The sequence below is a fragment of the Streptomyces sp. AM 2-1-1 genome (assembly GCF_029167645.1).
GTDB lineage: Bacteria > Actinomycetota > Actinomycetes > Streptomycetales > Streptomycetaceae > Streptomyces.
The window spans coordinates 4,800,841-4,817,197 of record NZ_CP119147.1; the positions used below are offsets into that span (position 1 = coordinate 4,800,841).

Consider the following 16,357-nt stretch of genomic DNA (forward strand, 5'->3'; position numbering starts at 1 on the left):
GGGCGGCAGCCGCCCGCCCAGCGCGCCTACACGGTGCTTACATGGCGCCGTACCCCACGGCCTGCAGGCTGATGCCGCTTGTGCCCGCAGTTGACATACATACCGGTGCGCTGTGGGTTGGAGGTGCTATGGGCCTGGTACGGCGGCCGTCCAATTTTATCGCGGCGTAATATTGTAATGATTTGAATAGACTCGCAACTTTTTCATGATGTACGCCGCAATGGATGCGGCCTTGCAGTGGGCGTCACTGAGATGGTGGAATTCCATGTGCAACTCTCGGTCGCCGAAAGGGATTACGGCGTCCGCGTAGATGTCCTGTTCGCCTAGGTCTACTTCGAACCGGCCGGTGCTAGCCGAAAAAACGGGCACATTTTTTTCCGCGATAGCGCAAATTGCCTGGTTGATCACCTTGTGTCGACTCGCGGAGGAGCTTTGAATGAATGCAAATGAGTCAAGAACCGTGTCCGACGTCTTTCCTTTTGTGGTGGACGTCAGTTCGTTGACGCCGGATCCATTGATATACTTACTGAAATCCGTGCTCTTAAAGGTCGTGTCGGCATTTGCTGGGCTTTTTCCGATGCCCTTTTCCCTAAGGGTTGAGCGCATGTCTTGTGGCCCATACTCCGCTATTGCGTATACGACGGAACTAGGAGTCATGGTGACTAGTTTTGCGCGAAAGAGTGAGATTACATAAGCCAAGTGGTGTTGCGGAGAAGAATTCCTTGCCTGCCACCACTTCCCGGCCTCCGAACGTGGGGAGTACCCGACGAGTTCTTCGGCTTTGAGGACCATGGTTCCGGCCCGGCGCAGGCGGTTAGCCTCGCCGACTACAGCACTGGTGGAGGTTACTACGAATAGGATTTCGGGCAGGTCCTGGGAGATCTGGACCATATCTATTCGTTCGGCAATTTCGTCTCGAACTGCTCCGAGAAATTCTCCTACTGTGTCGCTTTTTGCGATCGATGTCTCTGTGTAATCCGAGCTCAATCCAAGGTCTTCCAGGCGTTGGTCAAGCTGAATGAATAGTCTCTCCAGAACGTCATTCCAAGATGACTTCGGTGGCCCGGAGATAGTGACGTCGGCGCTTCTTGGCGTTAGGGAATTTCCGCCCACCGTCCGCGCCATGGAAATGAGTTCTTGCTTCCATTCTTCGCTAGTGGTTGGCCAGACGACAATGACATCTTGACGCCCCCTCAAGAGCTGATTCAATGAGGCCATGAATTGCCGGAGGCCAACAGTGTCATCTGATGCCTCCCGTCCGTCGAGAAGAACCAGGAGTGACTTCTTAGTCGGGGCGGGAATTGCCCTCTAGCCAGGCGCTGATTTCCCGAAGTGGGACTGTGGCTGGAACGGGCAAGACGGATTCGAATCGATCTGCCATGTTGATCGAAGCCGACCACGCGGACGTCGTCTTTCCGCAGCCGCTGCTGCCGCTCAGGAATGCCAATATGCCCCCACCCTGAATTTCGGTGGTCCGCCGCAGAATCTCAAATTTTTTCATGTCCTGTGGCACGCGAACGATCAATGGCGTGGAGCTTAGGCGTTCGTCTACGAGAATGTGTTCGAACCTGGTGGGGATTTTCACAGACAATGAACTTCTCCCGGTCTGATCGAGCGCAGTGGCGGCGGGGCCAGCATACGCAGGACCACCAAGTCGGCGGAGCGGGTTTGGCCGGTGTCCTGCCCGGTTTGGGGTCGAGCGTGATCAGGGGGCCGTACGCTGGCCGGCAACTCGGGCAGGCTGTGATCCTGCCCGGAATTTGAACGAGTGGCCCCTGGTCTTGCTCGACGCGGGCCCCGAACCGGGGAGGTGGCTAAAGCCGTGGAGCCGACCGCCCCAGCCACAGCGGGTTAACCCCACCGCGGCGTTGCTCCATCGGCGCGACCGGCGTAGCCGTGGCCAGAGCGGGCCGAAGGCAGGAGCGCAGGCCCCGGCGGGGAGCCGGGGAGCGCGCGGCGAGCGGAGTGAGCCGCCTTGATGAAGTAGAGAAAGTCTTATCCCGCTGGGATGAGGTTCCTGCCGTCGTGGCTCCGGACGTGAGGCCCGTTCTCGTCCAGCGCGTCCAGGAGCCGGACCGCGTACGCCTCGCTCATGCGGTCGGTGACCTCGTCGGGGGTGAGCCAGGAGACGGCCGTGGTCTCGCTGGAGGCGCGTTCGGTCCCGCCCCACGGCTTGCAGCGGAAGACCATCGCGACGATGCCGCGGATCGTGTTCTTGTAGACCCCGGTGAGTTCGTCGATCTCGACGTGGATGCCGGTCTCCTCCAAAACCTCGCACCTCCAGCCCGGTGATCTCCTCTTCCAAGGTGAGGCGGGCGGCGTCCTCGCGGGCTCGGTGATCCGGCGGGCCTGGCGAAGTGCGCGCGAGGCGGTGTTGGCTCCGCACGTCCTCGAATCGCCCACCGGACGGCGGGTGTACGACAACCGGCACACGCGCCTGACGAAGTGGCTGAATGACGGCGTTCCGCCGGCCCAGGTCGCGGACTGGGCGGGCAACAGTGTTCCGGTTCTTCTGGCCACCTACGCGCGATGCGTGGAAGGGCAACTTCCCGATCTCAAGAGGCGGCTCGAAGCGGCGGGGGACCTCCCGGAGTCGCCCGACGCTGGTTGACCGTTCGCCGAAAACTTCGACTCGTATTCGACTCAGCCACCCGCAAAAACCCGGTGACAGCCGTACAGCCCCGGTGTCCGACCTTGATCGCAGAGGGGGATGCCGGGGCTTCGCCGTCCCCGCCGAAACCGCCCTGAACAGCGAAAAGCCCTCCCGATGGGGAGGGCTCTCGGCGGTGCCCCCGGCAGGACTCGAACCTGCGGCCAAGCGCTTAGAAGGCGCCTGCTCTATCCACTGAGCTACGGGGGCCGGGTGTGGGCCGTGGCCGACGGGGCCCTGTTGCGGGTGAGTCCTTGGCCGTGCCGGGACAAGGATAGGGCTCTTGCTGGTGTGTCCCGGTTGCTTCACCTGCGTGGCACCTTGTGGAGGTTCCGTGAAGCGAACCGATAATCGCAGCTGAGTCCGGATCGCGCACCGGTTTTCGGGCCGGATCGCGCGGGTGTTGTGCACTCGTTATGCCCACGCTGCGCGGGTTCCCCCTGCCCTCGGAGTGGAATTGCCGCGCAGGGGAGCCCATACGCTTCAAAAAGGCGCCAAAAGCGGGCATTCTTCGCACGTGGTGACCATGGATGTACGGCCTCAGCTCATCGACGCACTCTCCGCCCTGCGCGACCGGGTCGCCGCCGTGCGTCTCCCGCTGCCGCTCCCCGGAGCGGAACGGGCCCGCCAGACGAGGGCCGAACTGCTCGCCCAGCTCGACGACTACCTGCTGCCCCGGCTCAAGGCCCCGGAGGCGCCGCTGCTCGCGGTGATCGGCGGATCCACCGGTGCCGGGAAGTCGACGCTGGTCAACTCCCTCGTGGGGTGCCGGGTCAGTGAGGCCGGGGTGTTGCGGCCCACGACCCGGACGCCGGTGCTGGTCTGCCACCCGGACGACCACCACTGGTTCGCCGACGTCCGTGTGCTGCCGGAGCTGATCCGGGTCTGGCTGCCGCCCGGGCGCGGAGTCGGGGCGGACGGGATCGAGGAAGTGGGGGTCGGGCGGGCCCGCGGGGCCGCCCAGGAGCTGCGGATCGAGACGGCGATGAGCCTGCCGCGCGGACTCGCGCTGCTCGACGCCCCCGACATCGACTCGCTCGTCGAACGGAACCGGGTCCTCGCCGCCGAGCTCGTCTGCGCGGCCGACGTGTGGGTGATGGTGACCACGGCGTCCCGGTACGCCGACGCGGTGCCCTGGCACATGCTCCGTACGGCGAAGGAGTACGACGCCTCGCTGGTCAGCGTGCTCGACCGGGTACCTCACCAGGTGGTGGGGGAGGTCTCCCGCCAGTACGCCGCGTTGATGACCCGGGCGGGCCTCGGGGACGTACCGCGCTTCACCATCCCCGAGCTGCCCGAGTCGGCGGGCGGCGGCAGCGGTCTGCTGCCCACCTCCGCGGTCGCACCGTTGCGCGCCTGGCTCGCCCACCGGGCCCAGGACCCCGCGGCCCGCCAGCAGGCGGTGGGCCGCACGGCGGCCGGGGTCATGGACTCCCTGAACGTACGGATGCCCGCCCTCGCCGGGGCCGTCGCCCAGCAGTACGCGGCGGCCGTCCGGCTCACCGGTGCCGTCGAGGAGGCCTACGAGAAGGAGGCCGACCGCATCCGCCGGCGGCTCCGGAACGGCGCCGTGCTGGCCGGGGACGCCCGGACGCGCTGGCGCGGGTACCCGTTGGACAGCTCGGCCGGGGAGGTGCTGGAGGCACTGGTGGAGAGCCTGGTCGCGTTGATCCAGTGCGCCGTCGCCGCCGCCGACGAGAAGATCCGCACGGCCTGGCGGCAGGATCCGGCCGCAGCGGCCTTCCGCTTCGAGCGCGGGGGTGGGGAGGGCGGCCCGCGGGACGACGCCGGCCGGGAGAACGGTTCTCGGAACGGCAGCGGGCGGGGGAACGGCGGCTGGGGGCCGGCGGAGGACGCCGAGGGACGGATCGCCGTGGTCGTGCGCCGGTGGCGGCGGGTCGTCGAGGAGCTGGCCGAGGAGGAGGTGGGCCGGATCGACCGCAGCGTCGCGCCGGACCCCGAGACCGTCGCCGCGCTGCTCGCCGCCGCCCTGCTGGGCGGCCGCCGTGCCCGTAGCGCCGGGGAGCAGCTCGCCGAACGCATCGGCGCCCAGGGCGCGTTGCGGTTGCGGGACAAGGGCGGGGCCCTGTTGACCAGCTATCTGGACCAGGTGCTCCGGGTGGAACGGGAGCGGCGGCTCGCCCCGCTCGACGCGCTCGACATCGCGCCTGAACCACAAGCGGAGCTGATCGCCGCACTGTCCGTGTTGCAGAAGGAGAGGAGGCAGCGATGACTGCCGTCGTGGACCAGGGCTGGGGCAAGGGAGACCGGGGCCCGGAGAGGAAGGGCGCCGGCGGGGAGAGGCCCCGCGCGGGCGCGGAGGAGGCGACAGGGCCGGGAGCACCTGTCCGCGCGGCGTCGGACGTCGATCGTCCCGTTCCCGCAGCCGGGGATCCGGCGAGGGTTGACCCGACGAAGGTTCCCGGCCCCTCGGAGGCGGGTGGACGGGGACTGCCGGACCCGCCCGGAGCGGTCGGGGACTCCGACCCCCAGGGCACGGGGGTCGTCCCGGCGGGGGTGCCCTCGCACTGGGACGACGGGCTCATCGCCCGGCGGGCGGCGGCCGCGCGGCGCAAGCGTCCCGAGGGCAACGGGCTCGGGAGGAGCGAACCGGAGGACGAAGCGGGGCCCGAGGTGGAGGCGTACGTGTCGTCGGGCGGCACCCTCCGGCCGAGGCTCGACGCCCTGCGCGAGCTGGTCGGCCTCTCCCGCGCGCGGCTCGACCAGGAGACGCTCGCCGAGGCGGGGCGGGTGCTCGACGAAGCGGCCGCGCGGCAGCGGCTCTCCGCCCGGCACACCGTGGTCGCCCTCGCCGGGGCGACGGGCAGCGGGAAGTCCTCCCTCTTCAACGCCCTCGCCGGAGCGCAGATCTCCGACACCGGGGTACGCCGCCCGACCACCTCCTCCCCGATCGCGTGCAGTTGGACGGACGGGGCGGCCGGCCTGCTCGACCGGCTGGCGATCCCGGGCCGGCTCCGCCGCAGACCGCAGGCGGGCGCTGCCGCCGCCGACGCGGCGCTCCAGGGGCTCGTCCTGGTGGATCTCCCCGACCACGACTCGGCCGCCCCCGGCCATCGGGAACAGGTCGACCGGGTGCTCGCCCTCGTCGACGCCGTCGTCTGGGTCGTGGACCCGGAGAAGTACGGCGACGCGGCTCTGCACGAGCGCTACCTGCGCCCTCTCGCAGGCCACGCGGAGGTCAGCTTCGTCGTGCTCAACCAGATCGACCGGTTGCCCGGTGAGGCGGCCGACCTCGTCCTCGACGACCTGCGCCGGCTGCTCGACGAGGACGGCATGGCGGTGGGCGAGCACGGCGACCCCGGCGCCACCGTGCTGGCCCTGTCCGCCCTCACCGGCGAGGGGGTCGGCGAACTGCGCGAGCTGCTGGGCGCGTTCGTGCAGGAGCGGACCGCCGCCCAGCGCCGGCTCTCCGCCGATGTGGACGCCGCCGCCGCGCGGCTTCGGCCGGTGTACGTCGCGGAGGGGCGGTCCGGACTCGGAGAGCGGGCCCGGGAGGAATTCACCGACCGGCTCGCCGACGCGGTCGGTGCCTCGGCGGCCGGGCAGGCGGCCGAGCGGGAGTGGCGCCGGAACGCGGGCCGGGCGTGCGGCACCCCCTGGCTGCGGCTGTGGCGCTGGTACGAGTCGACGCGCAGGCTCGGCGGCCTGGAGCGGATGGGCCAGGTCCTGACGCCCCCGCGCGAGGAAGAGGAAGCGACCGCGCGGCAACGGGTCGAGCAGGCCGTACGCGTGGTGGCGGACGACGCCGCCGGAGGCCTCCCGGACCCATGGGCCCGGGCGGTGCGCGAGGCCGCTTACAACGGCGCCAAGGGCCTGTCCGAGGCGTTGGACGCCCTGGCGGAGCAGGCTGCCGCGACCACCTCCACCCGGGGCCGGGGGGCCGGCGGCGGCCCGGTGAAGGGCCGCGACGGCACGGGAAGGGGTACGGACGCCACGGGGACGCACGACGTGACCGGGACGCACGACGTGACCCGCACGTACGACGTGACCAGGACGCACGACGGCGTGGGCCCGGCGGACCCGGCGGGCCCGGCGGACGGGGTCACCGGGCGGGGCGGAGCGGCGCGGTGGCGCGGTGCCGCCGCGCAGGACGGGCCGGGCCGCGGGTCCGGTACGCGCGGCGCCGGCCGGTTCGGACGGAAGCGGTCCCGGAGCGCCGGCGCGGCGGCCGGAGTCGGGGGCGTCGGCGGCGCGCCGGTCCCCCTGAGCCGCCCCGCCCGGCCGCCGCGCCCCAAGTGGTGGCCGGCGGCGGTCCTGGTCCAGGCGTCCATGACCCTGCTGCAGATCTTCGGCGGGCTGTGGCTCGTCGGCCAGATCGCCGGAGTGCTGGAACCGGGGCTGATCGTCCCCGCCCTGGTGATGCTCGCCGGAGTCGTCGGCGGCCCGCTGGTGGAGTGGGCGTGCGCGGCGGCCGCGCGGGGCCCGGCACGGAGGTACGGGCAGGAGACCGAGCGACGGCTGCGGGACGCGGCGGCCGGATGCGGGCGCGCCAGGGTCCTCGATCCGGTGGCCGCCGAACTCGCCCGTTACCGCGAAGTGCGCGAGCGGTACGGGGCGGTGACGGAGTTGTCCACAACCGGCCGGTAATCCACAGGCCCCTGCACGATCGCCCCACCCCGTTCAGCATGGAGACCTCGCCACCGGCTCGTGAACGGCACCCGCCGGCCCGGACGGTGGCGGGGCGGTCGCACGGGGGAGTGAGAGCCTCGCGCGCCCACCGGTGCGCGGGGCTCTCTCGCGTAGCGGGCCGGGCCGCGAGGACCGCCGTGTGCGGCACGACGGGAAGAGGGGACCGGAGATGGGACAGGACAGAGGGGCCGGGACATGAACGAGACCTTGGTGACGCTGGTCGGCAACGCCGCGACGGCGGTGGACTTCCGGGAGACCACCTCCGGCGGGATGGCGCGGTTCCGCCTCGCCGTGACACCACGCCGCTGGGACCGGGAGAAACAGCTCTGGGCCGACGGGCACACGAGCTTCTACACGGTGTGGGCGTGGCGGGCCCTGGCGTCGAACCTGGCGGCCTCCGTCTCGGTGGGCGAACCCCTGCTGGTGCACGGCCGGCTGAAGGTACGGGAGGAGGAACGCGACGGCGCGCGGCGGACGTTCGTGGACGTCGAGGCGGTGGCGGTGGGCCACGATCTGAGCCGGGGATCCGCCGCGTTCCGGCGGGCGGTGCGACGCGAGCCGCCGCTCGGCGCCGGGACGGGAGCAGGGGACGCGGAGGGTCCGGTTTTCGCGAGCGAATCCGCTGCCGGCGGCCCCTCCTGGGAGGTCGATCCCGCAGCCGGGAGAGCGGGCCCCCCGGGAGCGACGGCGGATCCGGAGTCCGGCGAGGGCCCACGCCGCCGGACGGGGCGTCAGGAACGGCATGTGGGGCTCGTGTCGGCACCCTGAAGCCGCCGACACGCGCTCGGTGAGCGGTTGGTGACGGGGTGCTGTCCGATTCCACCGTGCGGCGTGGGACGGGAGTGACGGTGATAACGATTGCGATTCGGAATGGTTGTACGACAGTAAGACGGGAAGCGTATCTGGCCCCCGTCCATAGGATTCCCCCGTACTCATGGGCACTTGAGTCTGTCGGCGGGGCACTCCCCACACGCGCACCGAGCGCGAGGGCCCCGCCCGGAGGGGAATTCTGTGACTTCTGCGTTTTCTGAGATTTCAGCGCTTCAAGATTCCGACACAGCGACCGGCCCGGCCCTCCGCGCCGGATCGGGCGCGCGCCGACTGCGGGGACGGGGCACCGGGCTCGCCCGCCTGGCCTCCACCGCACTGGTCACCGGCCTCGTCGCGGCGGGCGCACTCGCCGGCACGGGCACGGCTGCGGCCGACGACGCGGCCCCTCAGCACCAGGGCGGCGCGACCGCTGTCCTGGACGGGCTGAAGACGTACGACTCCGCCGTGATCAAGACGGCCGGCGAAGAGCCGAAGAAGGTGTCCGCCGGCCTCTTCGAGATGACCGTCGACGGCGGCGGCAAGCTCAAGACGTACTGCATCGACATCCACAACCCGACCCAGGGTCAGGCGGCGTACAAGGAGACTCCCTGGGCGGAGTCCTCGCTCGGCAAGAACGAGAACGCCGGGCGCATCCGCTGGATCCTGGAGCACTCCTACCCGCAGGTCGACGACCTCGCCTCGCTCGCGGCGAAGGCCGGTACCGGCCCGCTCACCGAGGGCACTGCCGCGGCCGGCACCCAGGTCGCCATCTGGCGTTACTCGGACGGTGCCGACGTCACCGCCGTGAACAAGGACGCCGAGAAGCTCGCCGACTACCTGCAGGGCGCGGCCCAGAACAGCAGTGAGCCCCAGGCCTCGCTGACGCTGAGCCCGCCGGCGGTCTCCGGTCAGGCCGGCGGTCTGCTCGGCCCGGTCACCGTCCACACGGACGCTGCCGAGACCACGGTGGCCCCGCCGGCCGACGCCGTCGCCAGCGGCGTCAAGATCACCGACAAGGACGGCAACCCCGTCTCGAAGGCGACCGACGGCACCGAGCTCTACTTCGACGTGCCGAAGGACACGGCGGACGGTTCCGCCTCGCTCACCGTGCAGGCCACCACCTCCGTGCCGGTCGGCCGTGTCTTCACCGGTGTGACGACCACCAGCCAGACGCAGATCCTGGCCGGTTCCAGCGAGTCCGTCGTCTCCGCGCAGGCCACCGCCGACTGGGCCGCCAAGGGCCCGGTTCCCGCGGTGACCGCGCAGAAGAACTGTGTCGCGGGTGGCCTCGACGTCACCACGAGCAACAACGGTGACAAGCCGTTCACCTTCACGATCTCCGGCACCGAGTACACCGTCGAGGCCGGCGGCACGAAGACCGTGACGGTCCCCGTCGCCGAGGACGCGACGTACGACGTCACCGTCACCGGTGAGGGCGGCTTCGAGCAGAACTTCAAGGGCGTCCTCGACTGCGTCACGGTCTCGGACACCACCCCGGACGACGACAAGGGCACGGACACGCAGACCGGCGCCTCGCCCAGCCCTGCCACGACCCCCGTCGCGGCCGACACGACCGGCGGCGCCGAGGGTGACCTCGCCGCGACCGGTGGCTCCAGCGCGACCCCGATCATCGCGGGTGTCGCCGTGGCGCTCGTCGTCCTCGGTGGCGGAGCGGTCTTCTTCCTCCGCCGCAAGAAGTCGGCCGCCGGCGCCCAGTAGGGGCCGGGCGCACGCGATGACCGCGCGCGCCGCGCTCCGACCGGACGCAGGACCGCACGACTCGTAGGACCGTATGACCGCACGCCGCGCATGACCGTCTGACCGAAGGCCCCGTCCGTCCCGCATCTCCGGGGGCGGACGGGGCCTTCGCGTGCACGGGGCGGGCACGCCGAGCCCCACGGTCGCGGGGTCCACGGCCACGGGGCCTTCGCGTGTACGGGCCGGGCCGGGCCGTCTCCAAGCCGTCGACACCCGCCCGCCGCCGGACCGCGCCGCCGGACCGCGCCGCCGGACCGTGCCGCCGGACCCCGGGGGCGGCTTCGGGGGCCTCGTCCGGAGATGTCACCCCCGCCGCCCGCCGCACGGCCCCCGCCGCCCCGCAGGTCAGCGGCCCCGGGTGGGACGGGTTTCTCCCGTGGGCTTGTCGTCAGGCAAGATGGGTGTATCTGCCCACACCTCTATTGCTGCCGGACGGTTTCTCTTGGCTGAGTTCATCTACACCATGCGCAAGACGCGCAAGGCGCACGGCGACAAGGTGATTCTGGATGACGTCACCCTGAACTTCCTGCCCGGCGCGAAGATCGGCGTCGTCGGCCCCAACGGTGCCGGTAAGTCCACGGTGCTCAAGATCATGGCCGGCCTGGAGCAGCCGTCCAACGGTGAGGCGTACCTCTCGCCCGGCTTCAGCGTCGGCATCCTCATGCAGGAGCCGAAGCTCGACGAGGAGAAGACCGTCCTGCAGAACGTGCAGGACGGCGCCGCCGAGATCATGGGCAAGCTCACGCGCTTCAACGAGGTCGCCGAGCTCATGGCGACCGACTACTCCGACGCGCTGCTGGACGAGATGGGCAAGCTCCAGGAGGACCTGGACCACGCCAACGCGTGGGACCTGGACGCCCAGCTGGAGCAGGCCATGGACGCCCTGGGCTGCCCGCCCGGCGACTGGCCCGTCACCAACCTCTCCGGTGGCGAGAAGCGCCGCGTGGCGCTCTGCAAGCTCCTCATCGAGGCGCCCGACCTCCTCCTGCTCGACGAGCCCACCAACCACCTCGACGCCGAGTCGGTGAACTGGCTGGAGCAGCACCTCTCGAAGTACGCGGGTGCGGTCGTCGCCGTCACCCACGACCGGTACTTCCTCAACAACGTCGCCGAGTGGATCCTCGAACTGGACCGCGGCCGCGCGCTCCCGTACGAGGGCAACTACTCCACGTACCTCGAGAAGAAGGCCACCCGCCTCAAGGTCGAGGGCCGCAAGGACGAGAAGCGCCAGAAGCGGCTCAAGGAAGAGCTGGAGTGGGTCCGGTCCAACGCCAAGGGCCGCCAGACCAAGTCCAAGGCCCGCCTCGCCCGTTACGAGGAGATGGCTGCCGAGGCCGACAAGATGCGGAAGCTGGACTTCGAGGAGATCCAGATCCCGCCGGGCCCGCGCCTCGGTTCCATCGTCGTCGAGGTCGAGCACCTCTCGAAGGCCTTCGGCGACAAGGTCCTGATCGACGACCTGTCGTTCACGCTGCCGCGCAACGGCATCGTCGGCATCATCGGTCCGAACGGCGCGGGCAAGACCACGCTGTTCAAGATGATCCAGGGCCTGGAGACGCCGGACTCCGGTTCGGTCAAGGTCGGCGAGACGGTCAAGATCTCGTACGTCGACCAGTCCCGCGCCAACATCGACCCGAAGAAGACCCTCTGGGCCGTCGTCTCGGACGAGCTGGACTACATCAACGTCGGCCAGGTCGAGATGCCGTCGCGGGCGTACGTCTCCGCGTTCGGCTTCAAGGGCCCGGACCAGCAGAAGCCGGCCGGTGTCCTCTCCGGTGGTGAGCGCAACCGCCTGAACCTCGCGCTGACGCTCAAGGAGGGCGGCAACCTGCTGCTCCTCGACGAGCCCACCAACGACCTGGACGTCGAGACCCTCTCGTCGCTGGAGAACGCGCTGCTGGAGTTCCCCGGCGCCGCTGTGGTCATCTCCCACGACCGCTGGTTCCTGGACCGCGTCGCCACGCACATCCTGGCGTACGAGGGCGACTCCAAGTGGTACTGGTTCGAGGGCAACTTCGAGTCGTACGAGAAGAACAAGGTCGAGCGCCTCGGCGCGGACGCGGCCCGCCCGCACCGCGCCACGTACAAGAAGCTCACCCGGGGCTGATCACCGTGGCCCGTCACCTCTACCCCTGCCCGCTGCGCTGGTCGGACATGGACGCCTTCGGCCACGTCAACAACGTGGTCTTCCTCCGCTACCTGGAGGAGGCGCGCATCGACTTCATGTTCCGGCTGGCGCCGGGGGACGGCTCGCCGTCCTTCGCGGGCGGATCCGTCGTCGCCCGCCACGAGATCGACTACCTCCGGCCGCTGGTCCACCGCCACGCGCCGGTGACCGTCGAGTCCTGGGTCACGAAGATCGGCGCGGCGTCGCTGACGATCGCGTACGAGATCAAGGACGCGGACCTGGTGTATGTACGGGCTGCCACGGTCGTCGTGCCCTACAACCTGGTGGAAGGGCGGCCCCGGCGGATCTCCGCCGAGGAGAAGCTCTTCCTCCAGGAGTACATGGAGCAGGAGCCCGCCCCGGCATGACGATGCCCGTGCACCCGGTGCTCTTCGCCGACGCGAGGGAGGCGGCGGACCTCGCCGCCTTCCTCGGCCGGCTGCTCCACTACGACCGCGCCGCCGCCGTCCGCCTCCAGGCGGCCGGCGGCGCGCTGGCCGTGTTCGGCCGCCCGCCGTCGTTCGACGTACTGGCGATCCGTACGGCACGCCTCGCCGGAGCCGGAGCCGGCAGTGAAGCCGGAGCCGGTACTGAACCCGGAGCCGGTACCGGGACCGGTGCGGTTGCGGGCCCCGGGACCGGGAGCTTCGACGTCACGGTGTCGGCGGGGGAGTTCCTGGAGACGCTCGACCCCGCGGGGGGCACCGGCGGGACCGGCACCGTGCCCCGCCCCGTCACCGGGCCGCCCTGGGCGGGGATGCTGCCGCCACGCGGCCCCTGGCGCGAAGTTCCGGGACTGCCGGGACCGCAGGAGCTGCGTACCGCGCTGAGCACGGCGGTCGGCGAGTTCCGCAGCCGCGACGGAGCGCTGCCCGAGGAACGGCGCACCCGCACCGAACGCGACCTGATCGGCCGTGAGATCTGGTCCCGGCCGGTCGGCGGAACCCCGCTCCCGCTGCGGGCCGTGCACGCCGCCCACTCGCTCGGATTCCTGCGCCCCCAACCCGGCCTGCCGGTCCACCTGCTGTCGTCCGGATCCTGGCTGCGCCTGCGGACCCCGTACGGCTCCGTCGCCCTGCGGACCGCGGGCAGCGGCGGGCTCGGCGCGCTCCAGGTGTCGGTCGGCCGACGCTGACCGCCCCCCTGCCCCCGGGGCGTCTCACTCCGCCGAGTTGATCATCGAGGCGGCGGCGTAGGTCAGGTAGGACCACAGCTGCTCCTCGTGCTCGGGGGAGAGCCCCTGCTCGTCCAGGGCCACCCGCATGTGCGCGAGCCAGGCGTCGTGCGCCGCCCGGTCCACCCGGAAGGGCGCGTGCCGCATCCGCAGCCGGGGATGTCCCCGGTGGTCGCTGTAGGTCCGGGGACCGCCCCAGTACTGCATCAGGAAGAGCGTGAACCGCTCCTCGGCCGGACCCAGGTCCTCCTCCGGGTACATCGGCCGCAGCAGCGGGTCCTCGGCGACCCCCTCGTAGAAGCGGTGCACCAGGCGCCGGAAGGTCGCCTCGCCGCCGACCTGCTCGTAGAAGGTCTGCTCCTGCAGCGTGTCGCGCGGGTTCTCTGTCACCTGTCCATGGTCGCAGACGCACCGGCCGAGGTCGGGGGTCCTAGGACCCCGGCGGACCGCACCGGGGGCTGCCCCCGGGAAGGCGGACGGCGGGCGGCCGGAGCACGCGCTCGCCCGACGGGCGCCGCCGCAGGAGAGTGGAGGCATGGCTGCCCGAGAGCGCGGTGCGCGCGATCCGTTCGAGACCGAGGGGGCCGCGGCCCGCCGGGCCATGGTGCGGCTCATCGTCGCCGGTGGCGGGCTGACGGACCCCGCCTGGCGCGCGGCCTTCGAGGAGGTGCCCCGCCACCTCTTCGTGCCGTACTACTACGAGGGCGGGCTGCTCGGCCGCGTCCGGCTCTGGTGCGAGGACCCCGACCCCGAGCGCCGCGAGCAGTGGCTGCGCGGTGCGTACGCGGACGGGCCACTGGCGACCCGGATGAAGGACGGCGAACTCGTCTCCTCCAGCAGCCAGCCGTCCCTGATGGCGCTCATGCTCGAGGAGCTCGACGTGCGCGACGGCCGGCGGGTGCTGGAGATCGGCGCCGGTACCGGCTACAACGCGGCCCTGCTCGCCCACCGGCTCGGAGACGGGGCGGTCACCACCGTCGACCTCGACCCGGAGATCACCGAAGCCGCCCGCCGCCACCTCGCCGCCGCCGGCTACCGCCCCGCCGTCGTCACCGGCGACGGGGCGCGCGGCTGCGCCTCGCGGGGCCCGTACGACCGGATCATCGCGACCTGCACCCTGCCGCTGATCCCCGAGGCCTGGCTCGCGCAGTGCGCCCCGGACGCACGCGTCCTGGCCCCCTTCTCCACCGGACTGATCTCGCTCCGGGTGCGGGAGACCGCGGACGGGCGCCGCGCGGAAGGCCACTTCCTGCACACCCCGGCGTTCTTCGTACCGCTGCGCGGAACACCGCCCCGCCCCGGTGGTTCCGCACGGCGGACGACGGGGGACGACCTCTTCTCGTTCCTGCTCGCCCTGGCGGGAGGCTCGCTCGACGCGGAGGAGGCGATGAACCTCTGGGAGGGCGAGGGCCGCCCCGACCGGGAACGCTTCGGCCTCACCGTCGAACGGGGCCGCCAGTGGGCCTGGCTGGACGACCCGCAGGGCCCGTACACCTGGCCCCTCACCGGTCACGAGGAGCGGTGAGGGGCGAGCGTACGGGCCCTGCGGGTGCGCCGGGGCACGGAGTGCGGCGGATCAGCCGCGGCGGACCGTGATCGTCGTCCAGGCACCGACGTGCACCTGGTCGCCGTCCTGGAGAGGAACCGGCACGTACGGCTGGATCGGCTCCTCGGCACCGTTGAGCGTGGTGCCGTTGGTGGAGTTCTGGTCCACCACCGCCCAGCCCCCGTCCGGCTGCTGCACCAGAACCGCGTGCTGGTGCGAGACGCCCGGGTCCTCCGGAGGCACCGCGAGGTCGATGTCGGGCGACTCACCGGTGCTGTGCCGGCGGCGGCCGATGGTGACCTGGCCGCCCGTGAGCTGGAGGTGCTGCTCGGGCGAGTAGGCGGGCAGGTTGAGCCCACCGGCCTCCGGCCCGCTGCGCTGCATCATCGCCAGGAAGTAGTCCCGGTCGGGCGCGATCACCGCCGTCCAGGTGGCCGGCCGCGGCGGCTCCTGGCCGCCACCGGGACCACCCTGTGCCCCCGGACCCGCGTGCTGAGGGCCGGGGAAGCCGCCCTGGCCGGGGAACGGCGGCGGGAAGCCCTCCTGCGGGTTCTGGAAGTTCTGCGGCACCGCGGAGTGCTGCTGATTCGGCGGGCTCTGCTGCTGGAAGGCGTGCGGCTGCGACTGCACGGGGGCCTGCGGTGCCTGGGGCCGGCCCTGGGCCTGCGAGGGAGGCGGCAGCATCCAGTCGTCCGCGTCCGGCGGCGATGACGGACCGGGTCCCGGCACGGGCGGCGCGCTCTGCTGGAACGCCGGCGGCGGACCCTGCGGATACGCGGGCGGCGCGGCCTGCCGGCCACCCTGCGGCGGACCCGGCTGTCCGGGCCCGCCCTGCCCGCCCTGCGGGAACGACGGCTCTCCGGGGTGCCCGGGGAACTGCGGCCGGCCGCCCTGCGTGAACTGCGGGGGCTGCTGGCCACCCTGCTGGCCTTGCTGTGGTCCCTGCTGGCCTTGCTGTCCCTGGGGTCCGGGCGGCGGTCCCTGCTGGAAGGCGCTGGGCGGTGCCTGCCGTCCCTCGCGGTCCGGTACGAGCGGCTCCGCCGGGCGGTTCAGCTGCGAGGGACGCGAGCTCTGGTACTCGAAGGGATCGCGCTGCTGCGGAGGCTGCCCCTGCTGCCCCTGCTGCGGCTGCTGGCTCTGCGGGGGCTGCTGGGCGGCCGGCGGCCGGTGCGGTCCGGGCTGCGCCTGGAAACCGGGCGGCAGATGGAGACCGGGCACCGGAGCTCCACCGGCGCCGGGCTGCGGAGCCAGCGGCGTGTACGAGGTCGCCGTGTTGGTGAGGAAGTTCCACCGGCACTCCTCGCAGAACGGCCCCCCGGGCTCACGCGGGGTGCGGCACTGCGGGCAGAGCTCGACGGCCGCGGTCGGCTGACCGCCGGGGCCGGGGCCCTGGGGATAGCCGTACCCGGGCGCGGGCGGCGCCGGCGGCGGGGGGACGGCACCGGGCGCACCCGCCCCGGTCATGCGGTGTCCGCAGACCTCGCACCAGTCCTCGGAACCCGACTGGTGTCCGTTCGGGCAGGTCGACATGGGGCTCTTCCCCCTCTCCTCGTCCGGCCGGTAGGCCGTCGTGCCGGTCGGTCGCCGTACGCCCGGCGGGGC

12 protein-coding genes, 1 tRNA gene and 1 pseudogene are annotated in these 16,357 nt (G+C 71.5%); 9 read left to right on the forward strand and 5 right to left on the reverse strand.

Going from position 1 to position 16,357, the window contains the following annotated elements; all coding sequences use genetic code 11:
- Positions 1–156: 156 nt before the first annotated feature.
- Together PZB77_RS21010 and PZB77_RS21015 are read right to left on the reverse strand one after the other, a co-directional pair.
- On the reverse strand, positions 157–1,125 hold the full coding sequence (locus PZB77_RS21010; RefSeq protein WP_275494161.1) for a hypothetical protein: 969 nt from the start codon (positions 1,123–1,125) through the stop codon (positions 157–159).
- 870 nt (positions 1,126–1,995) lie between these two features.
- Positions 1,996–2,274 (reverse strand): annotated as a pseudogene (locus tag PZB77_RS21015) (NUDIX hydrolase); the annotation flags it as partial.
- Here PZB77_RS21015 and PZB77_RS21020 point away from each other — a divergent pair.
- Positions 2,252–2,611 (forward strand): hypothetical protein, encoded by a 360-nt coding sequence (locus PZB77_RS21020; protein WP_275496296.1) that lies wholly within the window; start codon positions 2,252–2,254, stop codon positions 2,609–2,611. The pseudogene PZB77_RS21015 and the gene PZB77_RS21020 sit on opposite strands and share 23 nt — an antisense overlap.
- Before the next feature lie 176 nt (positions 2,612–2,787).
- On the opposite strand, the gene PZB77_RS21025 is transcribed toward PZB77_RS21020, so the two are convergent.
- Positions 2,788–2,860, reverse strand: a tRNA-Arg gene (locus tag PZB77_RS21025).
- Between the two features lie 316 nt (positions 2,861–3,176).
- On the opposite strand from PZB77_RS21025, the gene PZB77_RS21030 reads away from it, so the two are divergent.
- From PZB77_RS21030 to PZB77_RS21060, 7 genes are all read left to right on the forward strand, one after another.
- On the forward strand, positions 3,177–4,883 hold the full coding sequence (locus tag PZB77_RS21030; RefSeq protein ID WP_275496151.1) for an ATP-binding protein: 1,707 nt from the start codon (positions 3,177–3,179) through the stop codon (positions 4,881–4,883).
- Positions 4,880–7,258, forward strand: coding sequence for a GTPase (locus tag PZB77_RS21035; RefSeq protein ID WP_275494162.1), 2,379 nt, complete (start codon positions 4,880–4,882; stop codon positions 7,256–7,258). The genes PZB77_RS21030 and PZB77_RS21035 overlap by 4 nt, the downstream gene beginning before the upstream one ends.
- Positions 7,259–7,495: 237 nt before the next feature.
- The gene (locus PZB77_RS21040) at positions 7,496–8,068 is read left to right on the forward strand and encodes a single-stranded DNA-binding protein (protein ID WP_275494163.1); all 573 of its coding nucleotides are present in this window, start codon (positions 7,496–7,498) and stop codon (positions 8,066–8,068) included.
- Positions 8,069–8,401: 333 nt separating this feature from the next.
- Positions 8,402–9,829 carry a Cys-Gln thioester bond-forming surface protein gene (locus PZB77_RS21045; RefSeq protein WP_275496152.1) on the forward strand — a complete coding sequence of 476 codons (1,428 nt, stop codon included), beginning with the start codon at positions 8,402–8,404 and terminating at the stop codon, positions 9,827–9,829.
- Between the two features lie 481 nt (positions 9,830–10,310).
- Positions 10,311–11,975 carry an energy-dependent translational throttle protein EttA gene (gene ettA, locus PZB77_RS21050; RefSeq protein ID WP_275494164.1) on the forward strand — a complete coding sequence of 555 codons (1,665 nt, stop codon included), beginning with the start codon at positions 10,311–10,313 and terminating at the stop codon, positions 11,973–11,975.
- 5 nt (positions 11,976–11,980) lie between these two features.
- Positions 11,981–12,403, forward strand: coding sequence for a thioesterase family protein (locus PZB77_RS21055; RefSeq protein ID WP_275494165.1), 423 nt, complete (start codon positions 11,981–11,983; stop codon positions 12,401–12,403).
- Positions 12,400–13,170 carry a hypothetical protein gene (locus PZB77_RS21060; protein WP_275494166.1) on the forward strand — a complete coding sequence of 257 codons (771 nt, stop codon included), beginning with the start codon at positions 12,400–12,402 and terminating at the stop codon, positions 13,168–13,170. Before PZB77_RS21055 ends, PZB77_RS21060 begins: the two co-directional genes overlap by 4 nt.
- 24 nt (positions 13,171–13,194) lie before the next feature.
- Here PZB77_RS21060 and PZB77_RS21065 read toward each other — a convergent pair whose 3' ends face one another.
- Positions 13,195–13,599 carry a globin gene (locus PZB77_RS21065; RefSeq protein ID WP_275494167.1) on the reverse strand — a complete coding sequence of 135 codons (405 nt, stop codon included), beginning with the start codon at positions 13,597–13,599 and terminating at the stop codon, positions 13,195–13,197.
- Positions 13,600–13,744: 145 nt separating this feature from the next.
- Here PZB77_RS21065 and PZB77_RS21070 point away from each other — a divergent pair, with 145 nt between their 5' ends.
- On the forward strand, positions 13,745–14,734 hold the full coding sequence (locus PZB77_RS21070; protein WP_275494168.1) for a methyltransferase domain-containing protein: 990 nt from the start codon (positions 13,745–13,747) through the stop codon (positions 14,732–14,734).
- A 51-nt stretch (positions 14,735–14,785) separates the two neighbouring features.
- Here PZB77_RS21070 and PZB77_RS21075 read toward each other — a convergent pair whose 3' ends face one another.
- Entirely contained in the window at positions 14,786–16,285 is a 1,500-nt protein-coding gene (locus tag PZB77_RS21075) for an FHA domain-containing protein (protein WP_275494169.1), read from the reverse strand.
- Positions 16,286–16,357 lie beyond the last annotated feature (72 nt).

What these genes read in the sequence shown, in the direction of transcription:
- PZB77_RS21010 (WP_275494161.1), bottom strand. Translation starts at nt 1,125, where the DNA reads ATGGCGCGGACGGTGGGCGGAAATTCCCTAACGCCAAGAAGCGCCGAC.
- PZB77_RS21030 (WP_275496151.1), top strand. Translation starts at nt 3,177, where the DNA reads ATGGATGTACGGCCTCAGCTCATCGACGCACTCTCCGCCCTGCGCGAC.
- PZB77_RS21035 (WP_275494162.1), top strand. Translation starts at nt 4,880, where the DNA reads ATGACTGCCGTCGTGGACCAGGGCTGGGGCAAGGGAGACCGGGGCCCG.
- PZB77_RS21020 (WP_275496296.1), top strand. Translation starts at nt 2,252, where the DNA reads ATGCCGGTCTCCTCCAAAACCTCGCACCTCCAGCCCGGTGATCTCCTC.
- PZB77_RS21040 (WP_275494163.1), top strand. Translation starts at nt 7,496, where the DNA reads ATGAACGAGACCTTGGTGACGCTGGTCGGCAACGCCGCGACGGCGGTG.
- PZB77_RS21070 (WP_275494168.1), top strand. Translation starts at nt 13,745, where the DNA reads ATGGCTGCCCGAGAGCGCGGTGCGCGCGATCCGTTCGAGACCGAGGGG.
- PZB77_RS21075 (WP_275494169.1), bottom strand. Translation starts at nt 16,285, where the DNA reads ATGTCGACCTGCCCGAACGGACACCAGTCGGGTTCCGAGGACTGGTGC.
- PZB77_RS21060 (WP_275494166.1), top strand. Translation starts at nt 12,400, where the DNA reads ATGACGATGCCCGTGCACCCGGTGCTCTTCGCCGACGCGAGGGAGGCG.